At 57.2% G+C, this 25,278-nt stretch carries 27 protein-coding genes, 2 tRNA genes, 1 pseudogene and 1 other annotated feature; of the genes and pseudogenes, 13 read left to right on the top strand and 17 right to left on the bottom strand.

All coding sequences use genetic code 11. The features are described from left to right. Positions 1 to 22 precede the first annotated feature (22 nt). The 11 genes from KQH53_08615 to KQH53_08665 all read right to left on the bottom strand — a co-directional run bounded on the left by KQH53_08615 (position 23) and on the right by KQH53_08665 (position 10,971). Complete coding sequence (locus KQH53_08615; GenBank protein MCB2226727.1) at positions 23 to 970, bottom strand: methyltransferase; 948 nt, start codon at positions 968 to 970, stop codon at positions 23 to 25. Between the two features lie 42 nt (positions 971 to 1,012). Next, positions 1,013 to 1,894 (bottom strand): radical SAM protein, encoded by an 882-nt coding sequence (locus tag KQH53_08620; protein ID MCB2226728.1) that lies wholly within the window; start codon positions 1,892 to 1,894, stop codon positions 1,013 to 1,015. A 25-nt stretch (positions 1,895 to 1,919) separates the two neighbouring features. Next, positions 1,920 to 2,408 (bottom strand): hypothetical protein, encoded by a 489-nt coding sequence (locus tag KQH53_08625; protein MCB2226729.1) that lies wholly within the window; start codon positions 2,406 to 2,408, stop codon positions 1,920 to 1,922. An 88-nt stretch (positions 2,409 to 2,496) separates the two neighbouring features. Continuing rightward, positions 2,497 to 3,618 (bottom strand): radical SAM protein, encoded by a 1,122-nt coding sequence (locus KQH53_08630; protein ID MCB2226730.1) that lies wholly within the window; start codon positions 3,616 to 3,618, stop codon positions 2,497 to 2,499. A gap of 21 nt (positions 3,619 to 3,639) precedes the next feature. Further along, on the bottom strand, positions 3,640 to 4,815 hold the full coding sequence (locus tag KQH53_08635) for an aminotransferase class I/II-fold pyridoxal phosphate-dependent enzyme (protein ID MCB2226731.1): 1,176 nt from the start codon (positions 4,813 to 4,815) through the stop codon (positions 3,640 to 3,642). Positions 4,816 to 4,889: 74 nt separating this feature from the next. Further along, entirely contained in the window at positions 4,890 to 5,597 is a 708-nt protein-coding gene (locus KQH53_08640; protein ID MCB2226732.1) for a sugar phosphate isomerase/epimerase, read from the bottom strand. Between the two features lie 154 nt (positions 5,598 to 5,751). Beyond that, on the bottom strand, positions 5,752 to 7,089 hold the full coding sequence (locus KQH53_08645; protein ID MCB2226733.1) for a hypothetical protein: 1,338 nt from the start codon (positions 7,087 to 7,089) through the stop codon (positions 5,752 to 5,754). 168 nt (positions 7,090 to 7,257) lie between these two features. Next, positions 7,258 to 8,019, bottom strand: a complete 762-nt coding sequence (locus KQH53_08650; protein MCB2226734.1) for a hypothetical protein — start codon at positions 8,017 to 8,019, stop codon at positions 7,258 to 7,260. Between the two features lie 36 nt (positions 8,020 to 8,055). Continuing rightward, positions 8,056 to 9,189, bottom strand: a complete 1,134-nt coding sequence (locus KQH53_08655) for a glycosyltransferase (GenBank protein ID MCB2226735.1) — start codon at positions 9,187 to 9,189, stop codon at positions 8,056 to 8,058. A 253-nt stretch (positions 9,190 to 9,442) separates the two neighbouring features. Continuing rightward, a complete protein-coding gene (locus tag KQH53_08660) occupies positions 9,443 to 10,183 on the bottom strand; it encodes an integrase core domain-containing protein (GenBank protein ID MCB2226736.1) in 741 nt (246 codons plus the stop codon). After that, a complete protein-coding gene (locus KQH53_08665; protein ID MCB2226737.1) occupies positions 10,069 to 10,971 on the bottom strand; it encodes an IS256 family transposase in 903 nt (300 codons plus the stop codon). The genes KQH53_08660 and KQH53_08665 overlap by 115 nt, the downstream gene beginning before the upstream one ends. On the opposite strand from KQH53_08665, the pseudogene KQH53_08670 reads away from it, so the two are divergent. Both KQH53_08670 and KQH53_08675 read left to right on the top strand, forming a co-directional pair. Then, positions 10,964 to 12,182, top strand: a pseudogene (locus KQH53_08670) (IS3 family transposase). The gene KQH53_08665 and the pseudogene KQH53_08670 sit on opposite strands and share 8 nt — an antisense overlap. Then, positions 11,242 to 11,358 (top strand) — a sequence feature (AL1L pseudoknot). (Overlaps the previous pseudogene by 117 nt.) Before the next feature lie 490 nt (positions 12,183 to 12,672). Beyond that, the gene (locus KQH53_08675; GenBank protein ID MCB2226738.1) at positions 12,673 to 13,764 is read left to right on the top strand and encodes a site-specific integrase; all 1,092 of its coding nucleotides are present in this window, start codon (positions 12,673 to 12,675) and stop codon (positions 13,762 to 13,764) included. A gap of 80 nt (positions 13,765 to 13,844) precedes the next feature. Here KQH53_08675 and KQH53_08680 read toward each other — a convergent pair. The 4 genes from KQH53_08680 to amrB all read right to left on the bottom strand — a co-directional run bounded on the left by KQH53_08680 (position 13,845) and on the right by amrB (position 16,345). Further along, a tRNA-Glu gene (locus KQH53_08680) sits at positions 13,845 to 13,920 on the bottom strand. A 16-nt stretch (positions 13,921 to 13,936) separates the two neighbouring features. Then, positions 13,937 to 14,010: transfer RNA gene (locus KQH53_08685), tRNA-Gln, on the bottom strand. 61 nt (positions 14,011 to 14,071) lie between these two features. Further along, positions 14,072 to 15,487, bottom strand: a complete 1,416-nt coding sequence (gltX, locus tag KQH53_08690) for a glutamate--tRNA ligase (protein ID MCB2226739.1) — start codon at positions 15,485 to 15,487, stop codon at positions 14,072 to 14,074. Positions 15,488 to 15,541: 54 nt separating this feature from the next. Further along, on the bottom strand, positions 15,542 to 16,345 hold the full coding sequence (gene amrB / locus KQH53_08695; protein MCB2226740.1) for an AmmeMemoRadiSam system protein B: 804 nt from the start codon (positions 16,343 to 16,345) through the stop codon (positions 15,542 to 15,544). 178 nt (positions 16,346 to 16,523) lie between these two features. On the opposite strand from amrB, the gene KQH53_08700 reads away from it, so the two are divergent. The 7 genes from KQH53_08700 to KQH53_08730 all read left to right on the top strand — a co-directional run bounded on the left by KQH53_08700 (position 16,524) and on the right by KQH53_08730 (position 20,382). Then, a complete protein-coding gene (locus tag KQH53_08700) occupies positions 16,524 to 16,955 on the top strand; it encodes a hypothetical protein (protein MCB2226741.1) in 432 nt (143 codons plus the stop codon). Positions 16,956 to 17,061: 106 nt separating this feature from the next. Beyond that, the gene (locus KQH53_08705) at positions 17,062 to 17,688 is read left to right on the top strand and encodes a DUF2238 domain-containing protein (GenBank protein ID MCB2226742.1); all 627 of its coding nucleotides are present in this window, start codon (positions 17,062 to 17,064) and stop codon (positions 17,686 to 17,688) included. Continuing rightward, entirely contained in the window at positions 17,685 to 18,338 is a 654-nt protein-coding gene (locus tag KQH53_08710; GenBank protein MCB2226743.1) for a hypothetical protein, read from the top strand. The genes KQH53_08705 and KQH53_08710 overlap by 4 nt, the downstream gene beginning before the upstream one ends. 105 nt (positions 18,339 to 18,443) lie before the next feature. Beyond that, entirely contained in the window at positions 18,444 to 19,190 is a 747-nt protein-coding gene (locus KQH53_08715; protein ID MCB2226744.1) for a hypothetical protein, read from the top strand. 23 nt (positions 19,191 to 19,213) lie between these two features. After that, positions 19,214 to 19,702 (top strand): cysteine hydrolase, encoded by a 489-nt coding sequence (locus KQH53_08720; protein MCB2226745.1) that lies wholly within the window; start codon positions 19,214 to 19,216, stop codon positions 19,700 to 19,702. 99 nt (positions 19,703 to 19,801) lie between these two features. Continuing rightward, the gene (locus tag KQH53_08725; protein ID MCB2226746.1) at positions 19,802 to 20,053 is read left to right on the top strand and encodes a glutaredoxin family protein; all 252 of its coding nucleotides are present in this window, start codon (positions 19,802 to 19,804) and stop codon (positions 20,051 to 20,053) included. Continuing rightward, positions 20,050 to 20,382 carry a ferredoxin:thioredoxin reductase gene (locus tag KQH53_08730; protein ID MCB2226747.1) on the top strand — a complete coding sequence of 111 codons (333 nt, stop codon included), beginning with the start codon at positions 20,050 to 20,052 and terminating at the stop codon, positions 20,380 to 20,382. Before KQH53_08725 ends, KQH53_08730 begins: the two co-directional genes overlap by 4 nt. A gap of 96 nt (positions 20,383 to 20,478) precedes the next feature. Here the strand turns inward: KQH53_08730 and KQH53_08735 are convergent, their stop codons facing one another. Beyond that, complete coding sequence (locus tag KQH53_08735; GenBank protein ID MCB2226748.1) at positions 20,479 to 20,667, bottom strand: hypothetical protein; 189 nt, start codon at positions 20,665 to 20,667, stop codon at positions 20,479 to 20,481. Positions 20,668 to 20,906: 239 nt separating this feature from the next. On the opposite strand from KQH53_08735, the gene KQH53_08740 reads away from it, so the two are divergent. Together KQH53_08740 and KQH53_08745 are read left to right on the top strand one after the other, a co-directional pair. Then, positions 20,907 to 22,265 carry a DUF1015 domain-containing protein gene (locus KQH53_08740; protein MCB2226749.1) on the top strand — a complete coding sequence of 453 codons (1,359 nt, stop codon included), beginning with the start codon at positions 20,907 to 20,909 and terminating at the stop codon, positions 22,263 to 22,265. Between the two features lie 5 nt (positions 22,266 to 22,270). Further along, complete coding sequence (locus tag KQH53_08745) at positions 22,271 to 23,014, top strand: methyltransferase (protein MCB2226750.1); 744 nt, start codon at positions 22,271 to 22,273, stop codon at positions 23,012 to 23,014. Here KQH53_08745 and KQH53_08750 read toward each other — a convergent pair. Beyond that, a complete protein-coding gene (locus KQH53_08750) occupies positions 22,986 to 23,465 on the bottom strand; it encodes a DUF721 domain-containing protein (protein ID MCB2226751.1) in 480 nt (159 codons plus the stop codon). The two genes, KQH53_08745 and KQH53_08750, sit on opposite strands and share 29 nt — an antisense overlap. A gap of 75 nt (positions 23,466 to 23,540) precedes the next feature. Here KQH53_08750 and KQH53_08755 point away from each other — a divergent pair, with 75 nt between their 5' ends. Beyond that, entirely contained in the window at positions 23,541 to 24,830 is a 1,290-nt protein-coding gene (locus KQH53_08755) for an MFS transporter (protein ID MCB2226752.1), read from the top strand. Continuing rightward, positions 24,827 to 25,252 (top strand): PaaI family thioesterase, encoded by a 426-nt coding sequence (locus KQH53_08760; protein ID MCB2226753.1) that lies wholly within the window; start codon positions 24,827 to 24,829, stop codon positions 25,250 to 25,252. The genes KQH53_08755 and KQH53_08760 overlap by 4 nt, the downstream gene beginning before the upstream one ends. Positions 25,253 to 25,278: the final 26 nt, after the last annotated feature.

The raw sequence follows: 25,278 nt of genomic DNA on the forward strand, positions 1-25,278 counted from the left end.
CCAAACAACTCCGTATCGCCCACTACCATAGCCGAAGCACTTTAAAGCCGTCTTGTGAACCAACCTTTTCCAACCTTCCGAGGGGGGCAAGCCATTTTTCATAGTTGAGTTGCTCACGAATGACAATGAGGAGCTGCCCGCCAGGTTTGCACAGTTTGGCCATGTCCATGAACAACTGTCTTAGAATATCACTCCCAGCATGGGTGGGAGGGTTGGAGACGACATAATCCATGGGTGGGAGAGCAAGCTTAGATAGAATGTATTCATGCCGCACGTCCGCCGTGAGTCCGTTTTGCTCCAGATTTTTTATTGAGTAACGCACTGCCCTCGCATCGCTGTCCATCATAGTGACGGAACAACCTCGGGCTGCCAGCGAGACACCCAGCAGACCGTAGCCGCACCCGACATCCATAACGGATTCGCCTCGACCGGCATCGCAACAGGAAATAAGCAGACTGGACCCCAGATCCGGGTGCTTATAAGAAAAGAGCCCTGGAACCGTGGTGAATAAGAGTTCGGTTGAGGCACCCTCAGGGGTATATGACCAGTTAAGTTCCTCGATCTGGTACGTACCAATGGTTGGCGAACTCAGCAAGATGACATTGCAGTGTTTTTCCAAAAACACATCGTCGAAAAATTTGCGCGCCAGCGTACGGACCATGTTGCGTACTTTCGGGGACGGCAAAATGACTTGCGCTTGTCCGCCAGGCGCAAGCAGCCTGCCAACGTTTGCCAAATCGGCTTTCAGTTGGGCCTTTGGATATTGGGCGGGCATGGCGATTACTATGCTGCTGAACAGTCCATCAATTTTGTCGAGTAGTATGGCCTGGCGATTGTTCGCCCCGACTAAGGACAGGCGCACAACATCGAAGTCTGCATAAAGCGCATCACTGAAACCGGAAAGTGGTTCTCGTGCCATGTAAATAAGTTTTTTTTCTTTCACGGGCTTATTCGAACTCTCGCGTTTCATGTTATCATTCCTGCAAGACATCATCGCACCTTGCTCAGATGGCTAGAAACTATCACAAGTGCGGCAAGGAGCTGGTATACGCCCTGCCTCGATTTCTTTTGCCCAGGCTATTCGAACCTCCTCTATGGAGCGAGAAAACACGTTGGGCACAGCAGAAAGCCCGGGAGCGTCGTTGGTACACAGAACATATCTGCCCAGGGCATCAATGCACACTGCAGCAGTGGCATAGCCGCAATTTTTGCCTCGCTCTGCCCAGCCGCCTGCATAATGGCGATACTGTCCCACCCTGCCATGGGGTAAGTATATATCCACGAATCCAGGCACAGTCCGGTTGGATACGTTAGACATGCGGATAGAGAACCGAGGATAGATATCCTTTGCCGCCGCATATCCGACAGAAGCTGAGTTGAGGGAACAATGGACGATATAGAGAGTGATCTGGCATTGACGAGACTCGGTCATCTTATGCATGCGGCGCAGGCTTCGATGTAAATTATGATAGAAATCACGCTGACAAATGCTCCTATGTTCACCACGATCCATTGAATGGATGCTGACGATGATTTCGTCGCACAAGCACATCAATTCATCTTCCCCAATGGAGCCAAGACGTGAGCCATTTGTGTTAAGCATGACTTTGAAGCCTCGTTTGGTAGCTTCAGACATGTGGTACAAGATGCCTGGATGAAGTGTTGGTTCACCAAAACCGGCAAATTTGACATGCGTAACACCTGACTCTTCCAAGCGGTCCAGCGACCTAGAATAGGTATAGTCATCCATATACCGGCTTTCACCGATCACGTGGCGAGGGCAGAACACACAGGCAGCATTACATTGGTTCGTAAGCTCCAATTCTGCTAAATCTGGAACGTTAGAGAATGATATTGCGTCCTGTTGCATCGCCTGCGAATTATCTTTGATCATGGATACGCATCCCACTCAAGCCTAACTACAGCAGGGATTCGATTATATCGACGACTGTCACAGGGTCGACAGTTTCAACCGGAAAGTGATGACGGTTGGGTGCAAGCCATTGCGTAAGGTTCAGAAGAGGAAAGTCGCCGATAAGAATAAGTGGCTTTCCGATGTCGCTGCACAATGATATTTCCGTTGCCGTTCCAAAATGACCTTCAAAGGCGATAACTGCATAGGAACTCCAAATAATAATGTCGTTTCGAGCCAGGTCCATGGAGGTGGGAATTGTATAGTCCAGATAAGGATTTCCCCCGCCCAACACGTTTCCTTTGAGAATTCCAATGGTGGTGCCACCGGCCTCTTGGCATCCTTTGCAGGCAGCCTCGGGTGCCCCGTTATCACCACCACATACGATGCTGAACCCTCGCTGGGCCAGGATGCTGCCGATAGCTTCTGCAGCTTTGCAAGCTGCGGGGGTAGTGTTTTGGACACGGCCGCCGATGATTCCAATCGTTCTTTCCACCTGTCTTTCCTTATCGTTACCTTCTTCGTTTACTGCGGTCTTCTCGGAGTGCCCATGCACAGAAAAGCCTCATTCCTATCCCTTTTCCTCATGGGGACCAGGCCACCTCTGAGAAAGGACCGGTCCCCAGACCATTCGAAATGGTGGCACAAGCGTCCTGGGCAGCCTGTAAAGAGCCCTCATTCCGAAATGAAGGTATCATTCGCAGGTCGTCTCCACTAGCCGTCTCATCCACCATGATGTTGAGCGATTCATAATGCGTAAAGCAACTTCGGCAGCGAGGATCAAGCTGTCCATATTTGTTTGGCTGAATTTTGCAAGACTTGTTCCTTGGGGCTGTGGAGCCAATGCGCTGCAATTGGTTTTTCTTGTCCCAACTGGGACGTGTGTGTCCGAGGCAGGGACAAACTAGACGCCTGAGCCTTGGGCCAACGCCATAGTTGAACCTAGGCACATGGCAAGGCCAAAGCCGCTTTCCGGAGTCCATGAAAATCAGCAAGCGCTCCATATACCTCTGGCCGGGCAGGACAATGGCAAATTCATCGTACCTGTCCAGCACCATCTTCCGCAATTGGCTCACTTGGGCAACGGAAGCCGGGACCACCTCGGAGGAGAGGCCAGAAAAAGGACGCACCGGGAATGGCTGCACGACAGCCATTCCTTTGTATCTCTTCCATACCTCTTTAAGCATGCGAGGAAAATCGTCAATGTTACGTCTGGTCATGACGCAATTAATTTCTAGTCTGTGCCCCCTGTTTACAACTATATCGGCAAAACGCCACATTGCGTCGTGGAGGCTCCTGTTGCCACCGCATCGCCAAGCATTGGTCTCATGTGTAAGACCGTCAATGGTAATACAAAAGACAATGTTTGGAAGCCTGCAGAGTTTGCTGAGAAGCGCCATGTTCATGGTTCCATTTGTCATAACCTGTACAGTTGAAATATAAGATGATGTGTAAGCTAATAATTTATCAATACCTCCCCACAAAGAGGCTTCGCCGTAACCGGAAACCTTGAACACGCCGGGTCGGGCACTTTCTAGTACTACATTTACGCTGGCTATGGCGTCTTCAATGGACACAGCTTCGGCAACACCCTCGTTGTTTGTACGGCAATATGCACACGTGAGGTTGCATCGTTCAAAAACGCAAAAATCAAGGTAGGCATATGGACGCCTTATATCATCCGAAGGGTGTCTGTTGGTTGCCAACTCCAGAAACTCCTTGATAAATCATATTTGGTTAAGTGCCCGTTCAACCGCCAACCGAAAGGTAAATGCCACTTTAATAATTTCTTCGCGGGAACTGTGCGGGTTAATGCCGAAGCCGCTTCCTAAGTAGGAGTCAGACACACCGACAGATAAAATCAAGCTTCGTGAAAGTATGCCGTCTGTCTGCGGCAACATGCCTTTCTTGTATAGGCTTTCACCACCTGGGATAGAAGAAACTTGTGAGAGTGCTGCAATGTTCCCGTAATAGTGTTTTCCTGAATGGATGATCGTCCTAATACCTAGTTCATTAGCCACTTTTATGGCCAGCTCTTCTTGGTCAAAAATCCAGGCCGCAACAGTGGCGCACTCGCCACGCGGATCATTGATCTGACGCCTGACAGCACCGGGCAACCCGTCCAATGCTTCGAGAAACAGTGCCTTTTGATGATGTAGGGCTGAAAGGATCACAGGAAGCTTTCGCAACTGTACCCAGGCAACAGCACCTGTCAATTCATGCATCCTAAAATTGAGACCTAGGGCGTTCTTTGCATCGGCTACACCTCTTCGTAATGGCTTCGATCCATGGTCATGCAGGGCAAAGGTTGTGGCATAGAGGTCCGAGTCGTCAGTGATGAGCACGCCTCCATCCCCGGCGGTCAGGATCTTGAATACGTTGAGCGAAGTCACACCCGCCAAGCCCCAAGTCCCTAATTTACGTCCTTGAAAACTCCCGCCGAATGCCTGGGCCGTATCCTCCAACAACCATAGTCCATGACGGTCTGCAATGGCACAAAGTCTATCCATCCGGGCAGGCGCACCCAGCATGTGCACGGCAATAATGCCAACTGTGTTTCGATTGACACATGACTCCACTCCGCAGGGATCCAAGGTCAGCGACTCATCAATTTCACACAGAACCGGGGTTCCGCCGGCAAAAATCACAGCAGCAGCCGTAGCCACAAAAAGGTAACCTGGTATGATTACTTCATCACCAGGCTGCAGCTTCAGATGCATCAGGGCACTCCATAAAGCCGAAGTGCAACTATTCATTCCTAGGGCATGCTTGACGCCAAAGCTAGACTCAAGGTTCCGCTCAAATCTATAGACATAAGAAGAATTACTCGGTTGATCATCAAAGCGGTATCGGCTCATATTTCTTGATCGCAAAACGTCGAGAACGGCCTCCTCTTCTTCCATGTCTATGAAGTGTATTCCTGGTCCGGTCATGCCTCACTCCATGTGTTTGCCGCCCATAGCTTTCCATTCATGATCTATGCGGCATTGAAAGTACTTCTTAGGAATGAAAACGCCTGCTCGGCAGTTTCCCATGAAAGAGCTTCATCCGCAGAAGGATGTAAAAAAATCTCAGGAACAATAATGCCACTATATCCAGCCTGCATCAGAGTCTTGCGGACTGCCGTCCAAGGGATGTTGCCACTTCCCAATAAGCCTCTATGGTGCTCGGAGGCGTGGAAATGCACAAGATGTCCAGCCGATTTCTCTATCGCTTCAACCAAATCCATCTCAGTCTTATTCAAATGATACGTGTCTAGGAGAAGCCCGACATTGTCGCGCCCAACTGCTTTCTTGAAATCCAAACCCTGTCCGATAGTATTTATTAGTGCGTTCTCTTCCTGGTTCGTCGGCTCAAAGCAGAGCGCGATGCTTGCCTCGGCAGCATGATCGGCAAATTTCTGGTAAAGGGCAACAATCTCTTCCCACATCATGCTTGACACCATTTGGCTCTCTGGACAGCCGACGCCCGCATAATTGACTCCGGCTATGGTCGTGGCACCCAATTCCGACGCATAGTCTATGAGACGTAACAACCAATCGCGACCTGCGATGCGCCTTTTCGGGTCTCTACTTATCAAATCATGCTCGGGCTGTAACGACCAGCCTAGTATCGCACCTAGTCCGGCATCTGATAGCATCTTGCCGAAATCTCTCCTCTCATGCCGTGCGTATTCAATGGGCACTATTTCTATGCCGGCGTACCCTATATCGCGTACGCGGGAGAGCCTACCTGCATGAAACAGATACTTAGGGTTGGGGAAAAGCATGCTATGCAAATAGAATGGAGAGGAATAACTGATGTGCATTATGAGCCGTCAGGTTTGGCTTATGAGGTGTTTATTGATCAAAGTGCTGCTTCCATAATACGTCGAATAACTCTAACCCTTTCCCTCCTGTTAATGCCTTCAGCACTGCTGCTCCTTCCGCAGGGCTATAGCAATAGGAATGACGGTAGGTCTTTCGCAAAGCAACGACATTAGAGCGCACGCGATCCGCTGGAGCTGTCTTCAGAATGATTTGGGCAAGGGATTCGGCCAAATGCGCCACTCCATCTGTCCGCATTCCCAGCCGTGTGGGTTCATTAAGGCCGATACGTAGGCACCACCCGCCCTCACCGATAGCAGGTGCCGGTGAATGTGGATTGACGACGATACCGGCCTGAAAAAGATCATCAGCCAATGCATGGGGATTGGCACCTTCGGGTATTGAGATCCACACTTGGTGGTTGTCTGTGAACTGCCTCCCTTTCTGGTACAGTACTTGAACGCCATGCTCTACTAGGCAAGCTGCCATATGGCGTGCATTAACCACCATCTGCTGAGCGTAATCTCCTCCATTGCACTCATCAAACTCCATAAGAGTAATAGCCAACGCCAATATGGATGCAGTATGGTGATGACTTATGGTGTTCACTGCAGTCATAGTGAGACGGTGCTCAAGGTCATCATCATTAACGAAAATCACAGCCTTATGAGGGCCGGGTATAGTTTTGTGCGTGGAACCACCGTATGAATGTGCTCCGCAGTTTAAAGGATTAGGATAAATCTCAGCCCAAACTAACGCATTCACATGGCTAGTATCGGCATGAAGGTGAACTTGCGAGCCGGCGTCCTTCACAACGCTGGCAATGCCTTTAATATCAAGTGGATATAAGCTAGTAGCGTGGTCAAGATATATAAGAGATACGTCCTCTTTTGCCAAACGTTTTTCCAAGGCGGAAAGGTCCACGGTAGCCCAATCACAAAAGGGCAAACTCTCTGGAGTCATCCCAAGGCGTTTTGCAACATATGCTGTGTCCGGGTGTCCCCCCATTGCAGTAGGGATGGAAAGCATTACAGAACCAGGCGTTCCTCCAAAGGCCATTTGAGCCAAAATCATACCACTAAGGCCGGATACAGGATGTAGATTTACATGAGAGGCCTGTCCGTATTTGAGCAACAAGGGGAGCAGGATATCTGTTTGCACAGGACCAATCAAGCTTCCACCTTGAAAGCTCCACCGGCCAAACACCTCATTTTCATTAAAAAAATAGCGGCTATACGCATCGGAAATATAGACGAGACGAGCAAGGGGAGATAATGAATTCTCACTCGCAATTAAACTGAACCCATTGTTAAAATATGATTCATGGTTTTCTAGCAGCCTAGCAAATAGATTTATTTTTGACATGGACATAAATACCCTCCTAACCTATTTGTAGTTTCATGTGGTGTTTTCTGTGGCATCTAGTTAACCTTTAGATATCTTCTTTATAATGTAATTTTGGTTGGATTTACCTTGTAAAGTATATACAAAACGTCATTTTTGTAAAATCACCAGGGACATTTATGATAGTCTGCGAGATTATTCGTCTGCTTCTCCCGACAGAAATGGTTTTACCAGTTTCGCAAAATTCGTTTTAGAATTCATCAATCCAGCGATAGAAAGTTTTTTTAAATATTTGTCCCAAAATTTTGACTCCCAAAGATGCCTACAATAGGCTGAGGGCCATTTATTCCTTGAATTAATAAACATTTCAACCCCATCTTGCGGACGCCAAAGAGGCCAGTGAAAAGCATATTTATTTTCTATATGCAATATACCAGGATGTTCTTTTGCAAGCTTAGCAGGGTAATAACATGATATTTCATTCCACATCCAAGGTTCAAAATATTTCCAGCCTTCAAGACAGAGTCCAAGAAACTCTGAATCAGGCTGCGCAAGTATGACACCGTTACACAAACATTTATCAGACTCTTCTTCCCCCCAGACACAATCATGCATTGTAAGCTTGGTAAATGGTTTAATACAAATTATGTCTAAATCGAGATATATACCTCCCATTTGAATCAGTTTATTCAGTCTAACAATATCGGCCCGATGCGCGTATCTATTTATTTTATCACCAAATTTTTCATCTGCCTCATTAATTATCTGAAAGTCAACATATAGTTTTGATTTTTCCCACCAGTATCCATGTGGTATGTATTTATACCAGAGTATAGAGCAGTCTGGTTTATTGATAACAACTGCAGATTTGATTGATAAGTAATGAATTAATGAAAAGGGCTTTCCCCCGAAGTCTTCAGTCATCCCAAAAACAAAATGTAAAATATTTGGAATCATAGGTCACGCTCCGGTTATGTGTTGAGTAAATATGTTTTATTCTGTTGGGTGGGTTTTTAAAAACGATTCATATCGGCGATAAATATGTTTCTTCATTAGTAAATTACGAACATCAACAGAAAACTTTTTATTAAATTTGAATTGGCTCTTGGCTGCATTACCAATATTTTTCCTAGTTTCTGGGTTCATGACAAGACGAACAAGGATTTTATTAATTGTAAATAAATCTATGCCCCGGCTAAATTGTGGGTACGCTGCAGGATTTTTGAACTTAACTTTGAAACCTGTGACACCATCTTCAATTACTTCAGATACAAAGGGTGAACTCGGTGCATCGGCAGCAATACAACATAATCCATGATACATAGCTTCGAGAAGAGCAAATCCCGTTGCGTCTGCCCTAGTTAAAAAAAGAAAAATATCCGCGAGGCTATAAACATTCCACAGTGCTGATCTCGAAAGCCTTGGTAAAAAATGAATTTTCTCAGAAAAACTGTAATTATCATATTTATTACTAACCAATACAAGATGTGCATCTATACCTTGCCCAGACAGAATATTATGACATTGGACAGCACTATTAATATTTTTTCTGCCTTCTATTTCGCAAACACCAGGTTGTGAATCTATTGCAAGAAGAACTATACAATTAGGACTTAAGTTTGACTGTAAGGAACCAATAAAAGAAAGCTCTTGTGTAGAGGCTACTTCAATGGGCGGAATCACGCTAGGATAAGCCACACATATATCTTCGATACCACGCAAACCATATTTAGCAAATAAACCTTCTATCGATTGTTTGGCTGATATAGACCATGCAATCACACCCATCAGGTACGGCGACGACAATGACCTAATTATTAAACGTTCTGCCAAAGGCCTTTCAATCTCCTGATGCCGTAAGTGCCTGTAACTTCTGATTTGCTCAAATATATATTCAATATGATCAATGTCAAACACCCAAAAATTCGTGCCGCCTGGAAAAAGGCTAGAAGCATGTATCCACTCATTGGGTAAAGAAGAAAAGTTAGCCCATGGCCTACCAATTTCTAAATTGAAATCGATATCTGTTTCTCTGTAAGACCACTCAAGTGGCGGTGAATCTACTAGACTTCTTGGGTATGCATAGTGGTCATTATATATACCTGAATAACAGAACTCAATTTTCATTGTACTTACAACTCGTTGTCCATATTGTGTTGCACCCGTCCTGTTCCACCATTTCTTTATCCACCGATGTCCCAGTTTAGAGTGAAGCCCAACGAGACGGCATAGAAGGCCTTCGTCTTAAAATTTTTTGAACGTTGCTTGTCGAGACAGGGCAGGCAGATAAGTATTCCCAACTTTTATAAGAGTAATAAAATGCCCGCACATATGTCAACCACAGTACATGTAAAAACGTCTTTAACCCCTAAATGTATGATTATCTTTCAAATTTCGCACCAGGGGACAGATTGGGATTTTCTTCCTTTGAGGTAATACCCGTTTCGAGTCCAAGTGGGATGGTAGATTTCCAGGTTTTTGGAGGTAACCCCGAATTAGATCCGGGCAATAGGGGAGGATTTGGCCCATTTGGACACCCTCCGGATGGGGTATTGGGCAGGTGGCATCGAGCAAATTCCCGAGGCGTCCGTTCTCCCAGGGAGGTGTGAGGTCGGCTATCATTATAGTCCCGCCTCCAAGTTTCGATCTCAGTTTTGGCATCTTCCAAAGACAAGAACCAATTCACATTGAGGCATTCATCGCTAAAATGGCCGTTGAAGCTTTCGATCAGTGTGTTGTCCCTGGGCTTGCCAGGCCGGGAGAAGTCCTGGGTTATACCATTTTCATAAGCCCGCAGATCCTGAGCTTTACTGACTAATTCTGGGCCGTTGTCCAGGAATATCCTGTCAGGCAGTCCACTCATTTCAGAAACCCGCTCCAGCACCTGGACTACTCGCTGGCCGGTAATGCCCTGGCCCACTTTGACGGCCGGGCTCTCCCGGGTGAAATTATCGATCACGGTCAAGGCCCACAGGCGGGAGCTAATGTCAAAAGTTGTGTTTCGGCTTATGCGGCCTTCCGTTCTTCCCTGACTCCATCCACAGACCTGATTCCCTGGATTACCTCGGCCATCCGCTTGGACCCATCCAGGCGGCGCCATTTTTTCTGGGCGCTCAGGCATAGCCTGAAAACCATGGTCAACATGGTTTGCCGGGAGCAGCAGTTCTTGGTCCTGTAGGTCCGCTGACGCACCGTGGCAAAAGTCGATTCAATGGGGTTGCTGGTCCGGATGTGCTTCCAGTGCTCAGCCGGGAAATCATAAAAAGCCAAAAGATCATCCCGATCCTTGTCCAGGCAGCCGGTGGCCTTGGGGTACTTGCTGCCGTAGGCATCCAGGAAAAAGTCAAAGGCCCCCTCGGCATCGGCCCTGGTTTCAGCCATCCAGATTTCATGCAGATGCGCCTTGGCCCTTTGCTGCACACCCTTGGGCAGCTTGTTGAGCACGTTAGCCGTCTTGTGCACCCAGCAGCGTTGGCGGCGGACATGGGGATAAACCTGGGGCAGCGCCTTCCAGAATCCAAGGGCACCGTCTCCCACCGCCAGCTTGGGAGGAATTACCAGCCCTCGTCGCTTGAGGTCCAGCAAAAGCTCACGCCAGGATTGTTCGCTTTCCCGGTAGCCGTCCAAAAGGCCCACCAGCTCTTTCCTGCCGCTCTCATCGGCCCCGATGATCACAAGGATGCACTGCTTGTCCTCTTCCAGGCGCACGTTGAAATAAACCCCATCAGCCCAGAAGTACACATAGCGCTTCCTGAAAAGGTCCCGCCCCTGCCAGGCCCGAAGCTCTTGTTTCCATACATCCTTGAGACGCCCGATGGTCGCGGGTGACAGGCCGGGGGCACCCGGTCCTATGAATCGTCCCGGGATTGCCGGAGACTCCATTACTTGAGAGGATGGAGTCATGTCCAAGCGAATCAGATATTCCCCAGAGGTTAAGGATCGGGCGGTACGGATGCTCCAGGAGCACCAGGATGAGTACCCGTCCCAATGGCAGGCCATCTGCTCTATCGCGGCCAAGATCGGCTGCACCGGCGAGACTCTTCGCAGCTGGTTGCATCATGCCGAGCGCGACCAGGGTATCCGGGCTGGCCTGACCACGTCGGAGCGCGAGCGCCTCAAACAGCTTGAGCGAGAAAACCGGGAGCTTCGGCGGGCCAATGAGATCCTGCGCAAGGCGTCGGCATATTTCACCCAGGCGGAGCTCGACCGCCGACCGAAATGATGGTGTCTTTCGTAGACGCCCAGTGCCAGGTCCACGGGGTCGAGCCGATCTGCGCTGTACTGCCGATCGCCCCGTCGACCTACTACGAGCACAAGGCCCGTCAAGCTGATCCCGAGCGCCTTCCCGAGCGCGCCAAACGAGACGCGTATTTGCGGCCTGAGATCCGCCGGGTGTGGGAGAGCAATTTCCAGGTCTACGGTGTGCGCAAGGTTTGGCATCAGCTGAATCGGGAGAAGATCGAGGTGGCCCGCTGCACGGTGGAGCGGCTCATGCGCGATATGGGCCTGCATGGGGCAGTGAGGGGCAAGAAGTGCAAGACCACCTGCCGGGCAATTCCGCCGACCGTCCTGCCGATCTGGTTAAGCGAATTTTCAGCGCCAGCCGTCCCAATCAGCTATGGGTGGCCGACCTGACCTACGTGGCGACCTGGCTGGGCTTTGTTTACGTCGCCTTTGTCATCGATGTGTTTGCCCGCATGATCGTGGGCTGGCGGGCTTCCAATTCACTGCGGACCGACCTGGCCCTGGACGCCCTGGAGCAGGCGTTGTGGGCTCGTGGAGACATTGACGGCCTGGTCCACCACAGCGACCGCGGCTCCCAATATCTCTCGATTCGTTACACTGAGCGCCTGGCCGAGGCGGGCGTGGAGCCTTCGGTGGGCAGCGTGGGCAATTCTTACGACAATGCTTTGGCAGAGACGGTGATCGGCCTTTACAAGACAGAGGTCATTAGAAGGCGGGGCCCCTGGCGTAACCTCGATGCGGTGGAATTCGCCACCCTCGAATGGGTCGACTGGTTTAACAACCGGCGCTTGCTCGAGCCCATAGGAAACATCCCACCCGTGGAACTCGAGATGGCATACTATCAGTCACTACAGGCCCAGGCCATGGTGGCCTGACTCAAACAAAAGAGCCTCCGGGAAAACCGGGGCGGTTCAGGTAGCCCATAGCCAGACCGCTACTTTGCTAATTACATCCACTTAAATCTCCTGCCTTTCAAATCGACCAAGTTACATATTCCTAATAATAAAAGTCATTTAACCAATCAATGCGCGTTAGCTTTTGAAAGATTTTTTTGTTTCTTTCACTTCTTCCGCTAAATATCTTTCTTACCGATACGAATGATAGCTACTAGTTCGACCATCAGCTTCAACAAAGGTATCTTGATGGCATACATCAACCGAAAGATACCTATTTTCATGGGCTTACAGGCATTATATAATCAAATAGGAAAGCGTTTATCAGCGGCACAGCTCGCGGAATACTTAGAAGTAGATGCTGACTACGTGCGCTCACACTACCAGCTATTCGGCGGAATCCGTCCTCCGGGAGGCAAGAACATCTTGTTTTTCGAAAACCTAGTTATCGAAGCTTTACGGAGGGCAGCACATGGCAACAAAGGTGACCAAGAACGGCAAGACTCGATGGTTTGCAAGAGTACAGAAGGGAGGCAACATCAGGACCAAGCTATGCAAGACCAGGACGGAGGCCTTAGCCTGGGAGGCCGAGCAAAAGGCCGCCGACTGGAGCAAGACCGGCATGGGCTGTTTGACGGTGCATGAGTGGGCCACCAGGTACCTGGACTACGCCAAGCAAAGGTTCACCCCCAAGACCTATGCAGAAAAGCGCATGACCTTCAAGCGATTGCTCAAGGTGGTGGAGCCTACTGGGCTAGCTAGGAACCTTACGCCTGTGCAGGTGCTGGATCACCTCAAGGTTCAGGCCCAAAAGCGTTCCGGGTACGCGGCGAACAAAGACCGCAAGAACCTCACTGCCGCCTGGAACTGGGGGGTGAAATACCTGGGCCTGCCCCTGCCCAATCCGGCCGCCATGGTAGAGAAATTCCCCGAGCAGCGTAGGCCACGCTATGTGCCACCAGAGGAGGACTTTTGGAAAGTCTTCGACTTGGCTGAGGGGCAGGACCAGGTGATCCTTGCTGTGGCGCTCTACACGGCCGCCAGGCGCGGTGAAATATACCGCCTCGAGTGGGAGGATGTGGACTGGGGCAACGACAGAATCCGGCTGAGCACGCGCAAACGGCAAGACGGGTCCCTGGAGTACGATTGGCTCCCCATGGCCGAAGGCCTTCGCGCCCACCTGAGATGGTGGTGGGAGCACCGGACCTTCAAGGAGTCGCCTTGGGTATTCGTGAGCGAGAACGAGATGGCCGCGCACGCTGAGCTGCTGGCGCAGCCCTTCACCACCAGGCGCACCTTCATGCCCAACCTGTGCAAGAAAGCCGGCGTCAAGGCCTTTGGCTTTCATGCCATACGGCACTTGGCCGCGAGCATTTTGTACAAGCAGGGGTGCCCGGTGAGCCAAATCCAGGTAATCCTGCGCCACCAGAGCCCCACTACCACCACAGAATATTTGAGGACACTCGGGCTGGAGGAGGTGCGGGACGCTATTGACAGCCTCGGACGCAGCCGGGCCGAGGTAATTGACCTCAGGGCCAGGTCGAAATCAAAAAAACGGGCATGATTGACCGATGAGAACTGTAGCCGAACCTGTAGCCAAACAAGAAAAGAGGCTGGCCCAAAAAGCCAACCTCTTGATATTTTTGGCAGTCCCAACGGGGTTCGAACCCGTGTCTTCGGCGTGAGAGGCCGATATCCTAAACCACTAGACGATGGGACCATGCACAAACTTATGTTGGCTGGCGGACTAGGATTCGAACCTAGATAGGCAGATCCAGAGTCTGCAGTCCTGCCATTAGACGATCCGCCAGCGAGTAGCCACTGATTTATCGTCTACACTCGCTGGCGTCAAGGGCTATTTACCAGTTTTTTCATCCCCTGGCTATAGCCAAGGCCCTCTTTAGCCTGCCCATAACCCGGTCGCTGCCCAGCAGGGCCATAACCTCGAAAATGCCGGGGCTGAAGGTGCGCCCCATGAGGGCCACGCGCACCGGCTGGGCGATGCCGCCGAGCTTGAGGCCCAGCTCCTCGCTGAGCTCGCGCACCCCGGCCTCCAGGGTCTCGGGCTCCACCCCGCGCTCTTCCACCAGGCCGACGACCCGCTCCAAAACCGGGGCGGTCTCGGGCTTGAGAAACTTCTTTGCCGCCTTGGGGTCCATTACCGGCTCGGCCACCAGGAAAGGCTCGGCCCAGTCGGCCAGCTCCACCAGGGTCTTGGCCCGGGGAGTCAGCTCGGGCAGGCAGGCCAGGAGCAGGGCGTGGTCGTATTCGGTGATGCCGCGCTCGGCCAGGAAAGGAGGCAGAAGCTCGGCCAAACGGGCCGGGTCGGCCTCCTGGATGTAGGTCTGGTTCAGGTGCAGCAGGCGGCCGGTGTCGAACACCGCCGCGCTGCGCCCCACCGCGTCCAGGCCGAAGAACTCGACCAGCTCCTCGCGGGTGAACTTCTCCTGATCGCCGTGGGACCAGCCCAAACGGGCCAGGGCGTTGATCATGGCCTCGGGCAGATAGCCCATCTTCTGATAGTCCACCACCGCGGTGGCCCCGTGGCGCTTGGAGAGCTTGGTCTTGTCCGGCCCCAGGATCATGGGCACGTGGGCAAAAAGTGGCAGCGGCGCGTCCAGGGCCTGGTAGAGCAGGATCTGGCGCGGGGTGTTGTTCACGTGGTCGTCGCCCCGGATCACGTGGCTGATTTGCATGTCAATGTCGTCCACCACCACGGCCAGGTGATAGGTGGGCCAGCCGTCGGAGCGCAGGATGATCAGGTCGTCCAACTCCTTGTGATCAAAGGTGATGGGGCCCTTGACCAGGTCGTTGAAGGTGGTGCTGCCGGTGCGGGGGCCCTTGAAGCGCACCACAGCGCCCTCGGCCGGGCCCAGGTTCTTCTCGCGGCAGGCGCCGTCGTACATGGGCTTGCCGCCGGCCTTCATGGCCGCCTCGCGCTTTTTGGTCAGCTCCTCGGGGGAGCAGTGACACCAGTAGGCGCGGCCTTGTTCGAGCAATTGGTCGATGGCCTCGCGGTAGCGCTCCAGGCGCTTGGTCTGGTAGAAGGGGCCCTCGTCAAAGTCGAGCCCCAGCCAGTCCATGGCCGCCATGATGGAGTCGGTGTGCTCCTGCTTGGAGCGCTGGCGGTCGGTGTCCTCCAGGCGCAGGACGAAGTCCCCGCCGAAGTGACGGGCGAAAAGCCAGTTAAAAAGAGCAGTTCTAGCGCCGCCCAGATGCAGGGCCCCGGTGGGGGAAGGCGGAAAGCGGGTGCGCACCCGGGGGGTGTTGTCAGTGGGCTGGTTCATATTGCCTTTCCTGGCGATCGCGCCCGCCGGGACCGGGGGCACGCATTAGAGTGTTTACTTTATTATCAGGCCGGCGTAGGCCACCACTTCGTCGAAATCGCCGGTAACCTTGCCGCTGTTGGTGTAGTCCACCAGCTCGGCCGCGGACGCGCCCAATTCCAGGGCCGCCACCAGGGCCACGGTGGTGGGCAGCACCCCGCACATGGTTATGTTCTTGCCGGTCACGGTATGGTACAGGCCCTCGGGGTCCATGGCCAGGATGTGCTTTAGGGCCAGCTTGTCCTTGCTGGCGGCCGAGGCCTCGCTTTCGTAGTGGGTCATGTCCGTGCTGGCCACCAAAAGCACCGGTTCGCCGACCTCTTTGATCGCCGTGGCGATGGCCCGCCCCAGCTTGGCGCACTGCTCATAGGAGAGCATGGACAAGCACAAGGGGGTGAGCAGGAACTCCGGGCGCAGCATCTGCAGGAAAGGAACCTGCACCTCCAAAGAGTGCTCGTAGCGGTGGGCCAGGTCGTCCTCGGCCACCAGGGGGCTGGCCGCCTTGAGCGCCGCGCCCAGCTCAGCATCCAGGGGCACCTCGCCCAGGGGGGTCTGCCAGGAGCCCCGGCTCATCAGCGCCGCGCGCTGGCCCAGGCCCTGGTGATTGGGCCCCAGGACCATGACCCGCTTGGGAATGGCCACCCGGCTGAGCACCTGGCCGGCCACCGCCCCGGAGAAGACATAGCCCGCGTGAGGGCACACCGCGACCAGCGCCTTCTGCGGCGCGGCGTCTGGCTCCAGATAGCCCGAGATCATGGCCCTGAGTTCGTCGGGGTGGCCGGGATAAAAACGGCCGGCCACGGCGGGAGCGCGGGACATGGCAAACCTCCGGAAGACGGTTGGGGAACTGCTTACACTGATAGCACACCGGCCCGGGCCCCGCAACCGGGCCGCCGCCCTAACAGGCCGCATTCACTAACATCCCCCCGTCCGGCTTGCCGATCTTCCCGCCCATTGATAGGCTTTGACCCGCAACCCGCCAACCCACGGAGGCCCCATGGAGTTCTTCGGCCTGGCTGATGTGCAAACCACCCCCCAGCGCCTGCAACAGTGCCTGAGCCTGGAGCGCCTGCCCGAGTTCTGCGAGGGCATCAGCTCCCTGGTCAAGCAGATCAGCGAGCAAGAGTGCGAGTTCTATTGCATGTGGGGCCACTTCGCCATTCGCAAGGACCTGATCAACGGCGGGGTGCGCTTCTCCATGCCCACCTGCCCCAACCTCCTGGCCTGGACCGTGACCACCGGCTTCCCCCCCGCGCCGGAGAAAGTCGTGGTGCACGCCACCATCGCCCGCACCCAGCACGACCCCGGTTTCATCGAGTCCTTGGAGGAGTTCGTGCAGATGTGGGTGCAGGGCCTGGAAGCCTCCGAGGAGCTGACCCAGAGCTGCGCGCCCACGCCCCAGCCCCTGAGCGGCCTGGACAGCCTCTAGCCCCCTCCCCCGGCCGCGCCCCGGGGAAACGCCGCCCTTTCCCCCAGCCGCCCTTTTTTGGCATAGTGGTCTGCGACGATCAACCGGCAGCCACGGGCGGGGGGCCATGGACCGCAGCGACAAGCTCAACCTCTTCTATCTGATCAGCTTCCTCATCCTGCTGGCCTGGTCCGGCTGGAAACCCTACGACCGCTTCACCTGGTTCCTGGAGGTGCTGCCCGCCCTCATGGGCCTGGCCGCCCTGGGGCTCACCTACCGCCGCTTCCGCTTCACGGACCTGCTCTACCTGCTCATGTGGCTGCACGCCCTGATCCTCTTGCTGGGCGGCCACTACACCTACGCCCGGGTGCCCCTGGGCGACTGGGTGAGCCAGGCCTTTGACCTGGGGCGCAACAACTACGACAAGCTGGGCCACTTCGCCCAGGGCTTCGTGCCGGCCATGGTGGCCCGCGAGGTGTTCATCCGCAACGGGGTGGTGGCCCGGCGGGGCTGGCTGGGGCTCTTGGTGGTCAGCCTGTGCCTGGCGGTCAGCGCCTTTTACGAGCTTATCGAGTGGTGGGTGGCGGTGCTCACCGGCAGCGGGGCCGAGGACTTTTTGGGCACCCAGGGCTACGTGTGGGACACCCAGAGCGACATGGCCCTGTGCCTGCTGGGGGCCATCGTGGCGCTGCTTTGCCTGAGCCGCCTGCACAACCGCCAGCTCGCCCGCCTGCCAGAGGAGAAAAAGCCATGACCGAGGCCTCCATCCGCGCCCTGAGCGGCCTGCGCGATTTGAGCACCTTGCAGTGGTACGTGATCCCGCTGCTGGCCTACACCTTCTACATCTACAGCGCCCAGTTTAAAAAGGCGCGGCGAACCGCCGACTGGAACGGCCTGCTGGCCGGGCTGACCATCTTCGGCATGGACTTCGTTAACGAGTCCATCAACGGCTGGATTCTGCACTTCACGCAGCACTCGGCCCTGTGGACCGCGCCCGGCCCCACCGCCCTGCGCACCATGGTGGGCTGGAACATCGAGATCATGTTCATGTTCGCCATCATGGGCCTGATCTACTACCAGACCATCTCCGACGACCCCAAAGAGAAGATACTGGGCATCCCCAACCGCTGGTTCTGGGCCATAGGCTACAGCGCCTTCTGCGTGTTCGTGGAGTGCCTGCTCAACAAGGGCGGTTTGCTGATCTGGGAGTATCCCTTCTGGACCCGCAGCTTCGCCGGGGTGTGGCTCATCTTCCTGTTCGGCTACTTCCACTTCTTCGTGGCCGCCATCATCGTGCTCAGCCTCAAGTCGCTCAAGGCCAAGGTGTTCACCGTGTCCGGCATCTACGCCGTGGCCGTGGTCCTGAACATCATCGGCCTGGGGATCATGGGCTGGCGCTACTAGCCGGGCCCCGGGTTTTTTGCTTTGACCGCCGGCGCGGCGGGTTACAATGAGCCCAGCTCATGGCCGCCCTCGGGGGCCGCAAACCCTCGCCTAAGGATCTGCCGCATGCCTTTGCCCAAATTGCTAGCCGCCGCCCTGGCCGCGCTCCTGCTGCTGGCCGCCGGGCCGGAAGCCGGGGCATCTCCGGTCCCCACCTGGCTGCGGCCTGATCTCAGCAAGTCCCTCTGGCTGCCCCTGGATAGCTACCAGGCCGACACCAGCCTTTCGGTGCCCTACAAGGACACCTACGTGGAGGTGTGGCAGACCACGGCCAAGCGCCAGGGCGCGGCCTTTGCCAGTTTTTACGAGATAAGCAAATACGACCTGACCGAGAAGTTCCTGTTCTACGTCTTCCGCCTGCTCAACAACGGCCGGGTGTTCCAGATAAACATGGAGATTCCGGGCGGCACCGGGGTCTGCCTGATGGACAAGGAGGGCAAGGGGGACTTCCAAAAAGTAGGCAGCATCTACGACGACCCCCAAATGCCCGCCTGGGCCGTGGCCATGGCCCGCGGGCCCAAGACCTTCTTCCCCCCGCCGGAGATGCGCTCGGCCAAGGACCAGGGCATTCAGATGAAAGACGTTTTCCCTTCCCTAAAAGGCAGGGAGACCAAGGTGCACCGCTACCGACTTTCCAACGGCAGCCACATCTTTTTGAAGATGTTCCCCAACCGGACGGTGTGGGGCTATGACCTCAAGGCGGTGAACAAGCCCCCGGTTTCTTATTGGGCCCCCAAGTGGGACCGCTCCTACAGCCGCCAGGACACCCCGCCCCAGCCGGACTTCAAAAGCTACGGAGTGCCGACGCCGTGAGCCGCGCCCTGATCATCGTGGACATGCTGGCCGATTTCGCGCGCCCCGGCGCGGCCCTGTTCGTGCCGGGCGCTCCGGAGATCGTGCCCGCCATCCGGGACGAGCTGGAGGCCGCCCGCCAGGCCGGCGATTTGGTCATCTACGTGTGCGACGCCCACGAGCCCGACGACAAGGAGTTCGAGCGCTTCCCGTCCCACGCCGTGGCCGGCAGCCCCGGGGCGGAGATAATCGAGGAGCTGGCCCCGATGCCCGGCGAAGTGGTGGTGACCAAAACCCGCTACAGCCCCTTTTTCGGCACCGGGCTGGGGGAGATACTGGCCGACGCGGGCATAAGGCGGGCCACGGTGGTGGGGGTGTGCACCCACATCTGCGTGATGGAGACGGTGTGCGGCCTGGCCAACCGCGACCTGGAGGTGCGGGTGCCCGCCGCGGCGGTGGCCGACTTCGACCCCGGCCAGGCCTCGGCGGCGCTAAAGCGCATGCAAAGCCTGTTCGGCGCGGAAATTTGCTGAGGCGCGGACCGCACTTCCCGGCTTGTACCGCGCGGCCAGTTTGGTATCCTGTTAAGGATAAATAGTCAATTCGCCCAATTTCAGGGAAAGGATCCGCCCATGACTCCGCCGGTGAAACTCTACGCGCTGAGCACTTGCAGCCACTGCCGCAACACCCGCAAATTCTTGGATGATAACAACGTGGCCTACGACGTGGTGGAGGTGGATCTCTGCCCCCTGGACGAGCGCGAGAAGATGATCGACGAGGTGAAGAAATACAACCCCGCCTGCTCCTTCCCCACCCTGATCGTCGGCGACAAGGTCATCGTGGGCTACCGCGAGCAGGAGATCAAGGAGGCGCTCGGCCTATGAGCCCGCAAGAGCTCTATGAAATGCTCAAGAAGGTCCAGGAGCCCAAGGGGTATTTCTTCAACCAGGACATGGACCGCACCATGCAGCTCATGGAGGGCCTGCTCTTGAACAAAGAGCGCTACGGCTACATGTGCTGCCCCTGCCGCCTGGCCTCGGGCGACCGCGCCAAGGATGCGGACATCATTTGTCCCTGCGTCTATCGCGAGCCCGACGTGGCCGAGTTCGGCTCCTGCTACTGCAACCTCTACGTGACCGAGGCCTGGAACCGGGGCGAGGAGGCCCAGGAGTACGTGCCCGAGCGGCGCCCGGCCGACAAGATGCCCTATTAAGACAAAACCGGACCGCCCCCTGGGGGAGCGGCCCGGACGATTCCTTCGGAGCCGGGCCGATATGGTCCGGCTCTGGTTTTGGGCGGGGTTCCGGCCCTAGGCCTGGCCATCCAGCTTGCACTGGGTGAAGTCGATCTTCTCGCTGCAGCCGGAGCAGTAGCGCTCCTTGTCGAACTCGTCGGAGAATATCTCGTTTTCCTTGCCGCACTTGGGGCAGGCGCAGGTGAAGGACTTCAGTTCCTTGAACTGCTCAAAACCGGGACAATGACGGGGAGTGGTCACAATACGCTCCTTTGTGAAGGTTCGGGGCCTCGGCCACGCGCGCCCGGGCCCACTTACCGCTGGCAGACTCGCTTGGTTTAATTAATTTTTGCAGCCTGCCGGGGGCCGGGTCAAGGGGGTTTGCCGCAGGCCTCACACGGCTTGCGTCCGGGCATGGTTTGGTGTACTTATCATGCTTTGAGGTCTTGCCGAAAAGGCTTTTCGGCGGCCTATTGTTCGTTTTTCATCCGGAGGTTTGCTTCATGCCTGTGGTGGCTCCCTTTCGAGCCTTGCGCTACAATCCCGACAAGGTGCCCAGCTTGACCCAAGTGGTCACTCCGCCCTACGACGTGATCAACTCCGCCCAGCAGGAGTCCTATTACGCCGCCGACCCGCATAACATCATCCGCGTCGAGCTGAACAAGAAGCGCGACAGCGACAGGGAAGGCGACAACCGCTACTCCCGCTCGGCCGAGCACTTCAAGGCCTGGCAGGAAGAGGGCGCGCTCATCCGCGAAGAGGTGCCCTGCTTCTATTTGGCCGAGACCGCCTACACCGACTCCGAGGGCAACCAGCGGGTGCGGCGGGGCTTCTTCACCCTGCTCCAGGTGACCGACACCCACGAGCGCAAGGTGCTGCCTCACGAGCAGACCTTCACCGCCCACAAGGAAGACCGCTTCCAGCTCACCAAGGCGGTCGAAGCCAACATCTCGCCCATCTTCGCGCTCTACCCCGACGACTTGAACGAGGTGATGAACACCCTGGAGGCGGCCAAGGACCCGGAGCCGGTGGCTGACTTCGTGGACCCCATGGGCCTGCCCCAGCGGGTCTTCCGGGTCTCCGACCCCGCCGCCTGCACCATGGTCAAGCAAATGATGGCCGACAAGGTGATCTTCATCGCCGACGGCCACCACCGCTACGAGACCGCCATCAACTACCGCAATTACATGCGTGAGCAGCACCCCGAGGCCGGTCCCGACGCCATCTGGAACTACACCCTGACCTACCTCTGCTCCATGAGCGACCCGGGCCTCACCGTGTTCGCCTGCCACCGCCTGCTGCCCCGTTTGGACGGCTTCGGCGCGGAGGACTTCCTGGCCCTGGCCAAGCCCTACTTCGAGGTGCGCGAGCTGACCCTCAGCGGCAAGACCGACGAGGACAAGGCCCACATCATCGAGTCCCTGGCCGAGCTGGACGGCAAGAACAACAGCCTGGGCCTGATCTCCCACGACAGCGACAAGGCCTATCTGCTCACCCTCAAGCAGGGGGTGATGGAGGCCGAGATGGGGCCGGACGTGCAGCCCCCCCTGAGCAATTTGGACGTGGTGGTGCTCACCCAACTGGTGCTGGAAAAGATCCTGGGCCTGGACAACGCGGCCCGCGACCAGGAGCACACCATCCACTACCTGGCCGACATGGCCCACGTGTTGGAGACGGTGAAAAGCGGCAAGGCCCATCTGGCCTTTTTGCTCAACCCCACCAAGGTGTCCCAGGTGCAGGACGTGGCCGAGGCCGGGCTGGTCATGCCCCGCAAGGCCACCTATTTCTACCCCAAGGTGCTCACCGGCCTGGTGATCAACCCTCTCGTCCCCGGCGAGAAGGCCGAGGACTGCGGGAGCTAGCCTCCATGGGCCCGGGCGGAGGGGGCGGGGCCGAAACCACCCAAAGCCGCCTGGGCCGCCATAGCTTTGAGCAGCCCGCCAAGGGCTACCGCTTTTCCATGGACAGTGTGCTGCTGGCCGCCTTTGCCGGCCGGCGGGAGGGCCTCGTGGCCGACCTGGGGGCCGGCTGCGGGGTGCTCTGCGTGCTTTTGGCCGCGCGGGGCCTGGCCGGGCCTTTCTTCGCCGTGGAGCTGGACCCCCTGGCCGCGGCCTGCGCCGCGCGCAACCTGGCCCGCGCCGGGGTGCCGGGCCGAGTGCTCACCCACGACCTGGCCTCGCCCCACCCGGAGCTGGGGGGCGGCTCCTTCTCCCTGGTCATCAGCAACCCGCCTTTTGGCAAGCCCGGCGAGGGGCGCATCCCGCCCGACCCGTCCCGCGCCCGGGCGCGCCACCGCCTGGCCCTGGACGAGGACGCCCTGTGGGCCACGGCCTCCCGCCTGCTGAGGGCCCAGGGCCGCCTGGCCCTGTGCTGGCCGCCCTCGCGCCTGCCCCGCGCCCTGGCCGGGCTGGCCGCGCATCGTCTGGCCCCCCGCCGCCTGCGCCTGGTGCACGGCCGGGCGGAGCTACCCGCCAAGATCGCCCTGATCGAAGCGGTCAAGGACGGCGGCGAGGAGCTATCGGTCGAACCTCCCCTGATCATCTACGCGGATGCGGGCCAGGAATACGGCCCCGAGGTCGCGGCTATTTACGAGGAGCTTTGCGGGCTCTGAGGCTGGCCCGGCCCAGGGACGCGAGGGCCGCGCGCAGCTCGGGGTCTTGAATGTGGGCCAGCCCGGCCTCCATCTCGGCCTCTTCGCCGGGCTCCAGCTCGGGCAGGGGCGGCGGGGGCGGCTTGGGCGGCGGCGGGGCGGGGGCCTTGACCAGCTTGAGGCTGGCCACCGCGAAACCGGCCCCGCGCAGGCGTTCGCACAGCTCCGGGGCCAGCATGGTCAGCTCCTGCACCCAGGCCGCGCCGCTGACCGCCACCACCAGCACCCCGCCCTGCTCCAGGGCCACGGGCAGGGCCTTCTTGGCGATGCCCGGCCCCACGGCCTCGCGCCAGGCGGCCAAAAGCTCTGGCGCGGGCAGGCGCGAGGCCAAGGCCCCGGGCAGGGCCCCGCCCAACAGATCTCTTATGCTCACCGGATCGCGCACCATGGCCCCAGTATAGCCCGCGAGCATGACCCTTGTCTCCGGGACGGACAAAAGGCTAGACTTAATGCCTACTGCCCCGCCACTCATGCTGGGGGATTGCCGATGCCCGCCAACCCTCGCCCCTCGCCCTATCGCTGGCTGGTCTTCGCGGTGCTGGCCGCGGCCTACCTTCTGGTCTACTTCCACCGCACCTGCCCGGCGGTGGTGGCCTCGGACCTGATGCGCGACCTTGAGGCCGGGGCCACGGCGGTGGGCCTCTTAGGCGCGGCCTACTTCTACCCCTACGCCATCATGCAGATACCAGCCGGGCTGCTCTCGGACTCCTGGGGCCCGCGCAAGACCATTACCGTGTTCTTCGTGCTGGCGGGCATCGGCTCCATCTGGCTGGGCCTGGCCGGCTCCATCGGCCCGGCCATCGCCGCCCGCACCCTGGTGGGGCTGGGGGTGGCCATGGTCTTCGTACCCACCATGAAGGTGCTCACCCACTGGTTCAAGCGGAGCGAGTTCGCGGGCATGATGGGCATCCTCATGGCCTTAGGGGGAGTGGGGGCCTACAGCGCGGCCCAGCCCCTGGCTTGGCTCAGCGTGGCCCTGGGCTGGCGGGGCAGCTTCATCCTCATCGGCGCGGTCACCCTGGCCCTGGCCGTAATCATCTGGGTGGTGGTGCGCAACCGGCCCGAGGACAAGGGCCTGCCCCCCATTATCGACGCGGCCGACGGCCCCAGCGGCGTGGCGGCCATTCCCCTGGGCAAGGGCATGAAGATGGTCCTGGGCAACGGCCGTTTCTGGGCGGTGGCCATCTGGTTCTTCTTCAGCCTGGGGGTGTTCTTCTCCATGGGCGGCCTGTGGGGCGGGCCCTATCTCATGCAGGTCTACGGCCTCACCAAGCCCCAGGCCGGGGCCCTGCTGTCCATGATCGCGGTGGGCATGATCATCGGCAGCCCGCTCATCTCCTGGTTCTCGGACAAGGTGATGGTCTCGCGCAAAAAGGTGCTCATCATCGCCACCACCCTGCACCTGCTGCTGCTCCTGGTGCTCTGGCTGGAGCCCGCGGGCATGAACCTGGGCCTGTTGTATTTGTGGTTCTTCCTGTTCAGCGTGTGCTCCAGCGCCATCGTGGTGGTGGCTTTCACCACCACCAAGGAGCTGTTCCCCGTGGCCATCGCGGGCACCTCCACCGGCCTGGTCAATTTGTTCCCCTTCTTCGGCGGGGCGGTGATGCAGCCGGTGAGCGGCTGGCTGCTCAGCCTGCAAGGCGGCCCCCAGGGCCCCTACACCCCTGCCATGTACGGCAACCTTTTCCTGTTCTGGGCGGCCTGCGTGGTCGTGGCCCTGGTCGCGGTGTGCCTGGCCCAGGACACCCTGCCCGGACGCAAAGGAAAAGCAGCGTGAGTGAACTCAAGGAGCGTCTGGCCTACGCCAGTGAGGCCGTGGGCGGCGACCCCTGGGCCCGTTTTCTGGGCCTCGCCGTGGAGAGCCTGGGCGAGGCTCAAGCCACCATCAGCTTCGTGCCCGGCCCGGACCACCTCAACGCAGTGGGCCGGGTGCACGGCTCGGTGCTCTACGCCCTGGCCGACCAGGCCATGGCCGTGGCGGCCAACACCTTGGAACGCCCCGCCCTGGTGGTGGAGGCACGCATCAGCTTCGTGGGCAAGGCCGCGCCCGGCGAAAAGCTCTCGGCCAGCGCCCGCGCCCTGGACCTGGGCCGCACCCTCAGCCTGTGGGAGGTGAGCATCACCAACCCGGAGGGCCGTCTGGTGGCCCTGGCCGGGGGACGGGGCTACCACGCCGCGCCCAAGCCTATCCCCGCCTAGTCCCCGGCCCATTCCTGTGTTAAATT

The sequence above is a fragment of the Desulfarculaceae bacterium genome (assembly GCA_020444545.1).
Classification (GTDB): domain Bacteria; phylum Desulfobacterota; class Desulfarculia; order Desulfarculales; family Desulfarculaceae; genus Desulfoferula.

Coding starts and splice junctions, on each gene's coding strand:
- KQH53_08705 (MCB2226742.1), top strand. CDS start 17,062: ATGGACCGCAGCGACAAGCTCAACCTCTTCTATCTGATCAGCTTCCTC.
- KQH53_08725 (MCB2226746.1), top strand. CDS start 19,802: ATGACTCCGCCGGTGAAACTCTACGCGCTGAGCACTTGCAGCCACTGC.
- KQH53_08645 (MCB2226733.1), bottom strand. CDS start 7,089: ATGTCCATGTCAAAAATAAATCTATTTGCTAGGCTGCTAGAAAACCAT.
- KQH53_08720 (MCB2226745.1), top strand. CDS start 19,214: ATGCTGGCCGATTTCGCGCGCCCCGGCGCGGCCCTGTTCGTGCCGGGC.
- KQH53_08615 (MCB2226727.1), bottom strand. CDS start 970: ATGAAACGCGAGAGTTCGAATAAGCCCGTGAAAGAAAAAAAACTTATT.
- KQH53_08660 (MCB2226736.1), bottom strand. CDS start 10,183: ATGCCTGAGCGCCCAGAAAAAATGGCGCCGCCTGGATGGGTCCAAGCG.
- KQH53_08710 (MCB2226743.1), top strand. CDS start 17,685: ATGACCGAGGCCTCCATCCGCGCCCTGAGCGGCCTGCGCGATTTGAGC.
- KQH53_08650 (MCB2226734.1), bottom strand. CDS start 8,019: ATGATTCCAAATATTTTACATTTTGTTTTTGGGATGACTGAAGACTTC.
- KQH53_08740 (MCB2226749.1), top strand. CDS start 20,907: ATGCCTGTGGTGGCTCCCTTTCGAGCCTTGCGCTACAATCCCGACAAG.
- KQH53_08655 (MCB2226735.1), bottom strand. CDS start 9,189: ATGAAAATTGAGTTCTGTTATTCAGGTATATATAATGACCACTATGCA.
- KQH53_08620 (MCB2226728.1), bottom strand. CDS start 1,894: ATGATCAAAGATAATTCGCAGGCGATGCAACAGGACGCAATATCATTC.
- amrB (MCB2226740.1), bottom strand. CDS start 16,345: ATGTCCCGCGCTCCCGCCGTGGCCGGCCGTTTTTATCCCGGCCACCCC.
- KQH53_08700 (MCB2226741.1), top strand. CDS start 16,524: ATGGAGTTCTTCGGCCTGGCTGATGTGCAAACCACCCCCCAGCGCCTG.
- KQH53_08745 (MCB2226750.1), top strand. CDS start 22,271: ATGGGCCCGGGCGGAGGGGGCGGGGCCGAAACCACCCAAAGCCGCCTG.
- KQH53_08675 (MCB2226738.1), top strand. CDS start 12,673: ATGGCAACAAAGGTGACCAAGAACGGCAAGACTCGATGGTTTGCAAGA.
- KQH53_08635 (MCB2226731.1), bottom strand. CDS start 4,815: ATGGAAGAAGAGGAGGCCGTTCTCGACGTTTTGCGATCAAGAAATATG.
- KQH53_08755 (MCB2226752.1), top strand. CDS start 23,541: ATGCCCGCCAACCCTCGCCCCTCGCCCTATCGCTGGCTGGTCTTCGCG.
- KQH53_08715 (MCB2226744.1), top strand. CDS start 18,444: ATGCCTTTGCCCAAATTGCTAGCCGCCGCCCTGGCCGCGCTCCTGCTG.
- KQH53_08750 (MCB2226751.1), bottom strand. CDS start 23,465: ATGCTCGCGGGCTATACTGGGGCCATGGTGCGCGATCCGGTGAGCATA.
- gltX (MCB2226739.1), bottom strand. CDS start 15,487: ATGAACCAGCCCACTGACAACACCCCCCGGGTGCGCACCCGCTTTCCG.
- KQH53_08730 (MCB2226747.1), top strand. CDS start 20,050: ATGAGCCCGCAAGAGCTCTATGAAATGCTCAAGAAGGTCCAGGAGCCC.